Annotated in this window: 4 protein-coding genes and 4 tRNA genes; all 8 read right to left on the reverse strand. The window is 52.0% G+C overall.

Translation table 11 applies throughout. The features are described 5' to 3' along the window. A partial coding sequence (locus tag A8710_RS11910) for a GTP-binding protein (protein WP_082968864.1) occupies positions 1 to 260 on the reverse strand: 260 nt, incomplete at its 3' end. A gap of 75 nt (positions 261 to 335) precedes the next feature. After that, positions 336 to 411: transfer RNA gene (locus A8710_RS11915), tRNA-Thr, on the reverse strand. 26 nt (positions 412 to 437) lie between these two features. Then, positions 438 to 511: transfer RNA gene (locus tag A8710_RS11920), tRNA-Gly, on the reverse strand. A 21-nt stretch (positions 512 to 532) separates the two neighbouring features. Continuing rightward, positions 533 to 616: transfer RNA gene (locus A8710_RS11925), tRNA-Tyr, on the reverse strand. 107 nt (positions 617 to 723) lie between these two features. Then, positions 724 to 799: transfer RNA gene (locus A8710_RS11930), tRNA-Thr, on the reverse strand. A gap of 79 nt (positions 800 to 878) precedes the next feature. After that, on the reverse strand, positions 879 to 1,298 hold the full coding sequence (locus A8710_RS11935; protein WP_157686414.1) for a hypothetical protein: 420 nt from the start codon (positions 1,296 to 1,298) through the stop codon (positions 879 to 881). A gap of 44 nt (positions 1,299 to 1,342) precedes the next feature. After that, entirely contained in the window at positions 1,343 to 2,062 is a 720-nt protein-coding gene (locus A8710_RS11940) for a type III pantothenate kinase (RefSeq protein ID WP_082968865.1), read from the reverse strand. Then, positions 2,055 to 3,017, reverse strand: a complete 963-nt coding sequence (locus A8710_RS11945) for a biotin--[acetyl-CoA-carboxylase] ligase (RefSeq protein ID WP_068861104.1) — start codon at positions 3,015 to 3,017, stop codon at positions 2,055 to 2,057. Before A8710_RS11945 ends, A8710_RS11940 begins: the two co-directional genes overlap by 8 nt. Positions 3,018 to 3,127 lie beyond the last annotated feature (110 nt).

Consider the following 3,127-nt stretch of genomic DNA (forward strand, 5'->3'; position numbering starts at 1 on the left):
TCAGCGTGACCTGGGCAGTCGACGTGAGCGTAGTGACGGATCGGGCTGTCGTATTCAACGTGAGCGGTGTTAATCGTGATACCACGGGCCTTTTCTTCTGGCGCGGAGTCGATCTGGTCGTAGCCCTTAGCTTCGCCGCCGTACAGCTTGGCGCAGTTAGTTGCGATTGCTGCGGTCAGTGTGGTTTTACCGTGGTCAACGTGACCAATGGTGCCGACGTTCACGTGCGGCTTGTTACGTTCAAACTTTGCCTTTGCCATGACTAAACTCCGCGCGTCAGCGCCAACTTTTCAACAAATAAAAGCAATCGCCACAGGACGATTGCTTTCCGAATGTGGAGCTCATAACCGGACTCGAACCGGTGACCTCTTCCTTACCAAGGAAGTGCTCTACCTACTGAGCTATATGAGCTGAAATACAAAAACTCCAGTAAATACTGGAGCGGGTAGCGGGAATCGAACCCGCACCATTAGCTTGGAAGGCTAAGGTTCTACCACTAAACTATACCCGCGCTTCCGCCCAAGGGCGGTAATGGTGGTGGGGGAAGGATTCGAACCTTCGAAACTTTCGTGGCAGATTTACAGTCTGCTCCCTTTGACCGCTCGGGAACCCCACCCACGCGAGGGTGCGCATTCTTGCTTTGCGCACTCTCCTTGTCAACCTTTTACACACTCTTTGCGCAGTTCTTGCTCAATTAAGATCAAGACTGGCCTTTATGCGTTGTGGTGCCGGCACCAGGAATCGAACCCGGGACCTACTGATTACAAGTCAGTTGCTCTACCAGCTGAGCTATACCGGCATACAGACAAGGCGCGAAAGTATAGGCAGGATTCAAGCCTGATACAAGCCTATGTTTGACGCTTTAGCTTACTTCTTGCTCAACACTGCTCAGGAATTGCCGTGATTGAGATGAGTTTCTTCAGATTTGCTCTTTCTTGTGTCATTCTTTCTGCCAACTTATCCAAGCTCCAGCTCTCGAAGCGGATAAAGTATTTGTTCAAAGCCACTTTATCGATCCGCCACGCCTTTACTAATGACTGAGCCGATCCCGTGTCGTCGGCTAATATCTCAGCAACGCGCTCCGCCCAGTCCCGTGATGGAAATACGCCCAATCGCGCGCATACTTTCCCTACTGGTAGTTTGGGCTCAGCCTCATGTACCTCCTCAGACACTATCTCAGGCACTACTGCGGGCAAGGTCGTTAGCTCGGGCAGGTCTGGCGCAATCGCCATCAAAGCAGGCGCGGCGAAGTCGCTTCGAACCACCGAGTTAAGCTCGTTTTGCTTGACGATGAACACTCCAGCACATACCGCGAGAAGCCAAAGCGCAATGGCTAGCGCCCTCACTGGTGGCCCCCGGAGTAATCAAGAAAGGCCTGCATACCAATTTGCACTAGATTGCTCTCCACACGGGCAAACGGTAAAAACTCAGCCAGAACAGTGGCATTCCCACCTGTTAAGTAGACATCAGGGCGCACGCTCGATGCAGCCGCCATCTCCCTAATCAGTGCGCACAACGAGCGAATGCTGCCGTGCCCAACGGCGGCTGCAGTATCCGTGCCCAGGCTTTCACTTGCCCAATCTGCATCCGGGAAATTCACACGCGCTGTATGTGCGGCCAAACTTGCTTGCTGCATACTCAGCCCCGGCAAAATATAGCCCCCTAAATGACCTGATGACTGCTCGTAGACATCGATAGTTGCAGCAGTTCCCGCATCTACCACAATGGCATTGTGACTACCTAAATACCGGGCAGCTAGCACACCAAGCCAGCGGTCAATACCTAGCTTACTAGGGTCATGATAATGAGTGGGCAAAATACGTGGCGTGACCTCAACCCACGTCACCTGAACTGACGCTCCACATAACGAATCCAGCTGCTTCAGTAGTGCCTCGCGTGATTTTACTGTTGCCAACACAATGTGGGACAGCTTAGCGCTCATGAGAGACGCCACCAATGATTGCAAATCCTGTATGTACCCTAGTGCAGCCGGTGTCTCGCCAGACATCAACCAATACTTAATCCGAGAGTTGCCTTCGTCTATAAATAGAGTACTACTCATGCGGATTCACCTGTGGCACCACTAAACTCACCTCACTTGCATGACACACCATTAGGGCTCCGTCCACCTCTACGATGAGGTTACCCTCTGCATCCACCCCTCGGCCTATTCCTCGCCTCACCTCACCTTTATGCTCAAACTGCAGTGACTTACCGCGCAATAAATCATAATTAGGCCATCGAGCCAGATATCCCGAAATGCCCTCTCCAGGATAGTCGCGCAGCAACTTCACGAGTCTTTCAAGCAAGAGGCGCAGCAATTGTTCTCGCTCATACGAGTGTGCGTATTCTTGAAGATCACTGACAGGCCGATCTAGGCTTTGCCGCTCTGCCTCGGTAATACACTCATTTAGTCCCACCCCGACGATTACAGCGCTCGGCCCATCACTCGCGCCTTCTAATTCCACGAGTATTCCACCGAGTTTAGCGCCAGCCAGCCACAGATCGTTCGGCCATTTTAGCTGCGCCGGTATACCCAAATTATTTAAGGCCTCTGCAATCTCGATGCCCACAGCCAATGCAAGGCCTCGCCACGGCCAGGGCCCTTGTTGGCTGTCTTGACGCAAGCTGAATGTAAGTTGCCGACCTGGAGGCGACACCCAAGCCCTTTCGCGACGGCCTCGCCCTGCGCTTTGCCAGTCCGTTAGTGCAAGATGTGGCGACGGACCCGCTGGCTGCTCACGCAACCAGCTATTGGTCGAATCAATGTCGTCTAAAAGTGTCGCCTCAATGCTTAGGTGCGCTTGAATTGATTGGATGAAATCCTGCCCCCACCATCGATAGTCATATTCCAAGTGGTAGCCGACCTTAGACTTCGCAGCAATTAACACACCGGCATTTTTTAACGCTTCAATTTGCTTAGATATAGCCGCACGGCTACATGAAAACTTTGTGGCTAAGTCTTCGCCTGATATCGGGTGTGACGCTGAAAGATGGGGCAATAAAGACTTATTCATGGGCAAATCTTAGCGCACTTAAAGCGGCGAATAGAGGCAGCCAATCATTTTATACGCATTAAAAATGGCAAAAAAGCAAAAACCCCTGACCAGTATAACTGATCAGGGGT

This window comes from Perlucidibaca aquatica, from assembly GCF_001676655.1.
GTDB lineage: Bacteria > Pseudomonadota > Gammaproteobacteria > Pseudomonadales > Moraxellaceae > Perlucidibaca > Perlucidibaca aquatica.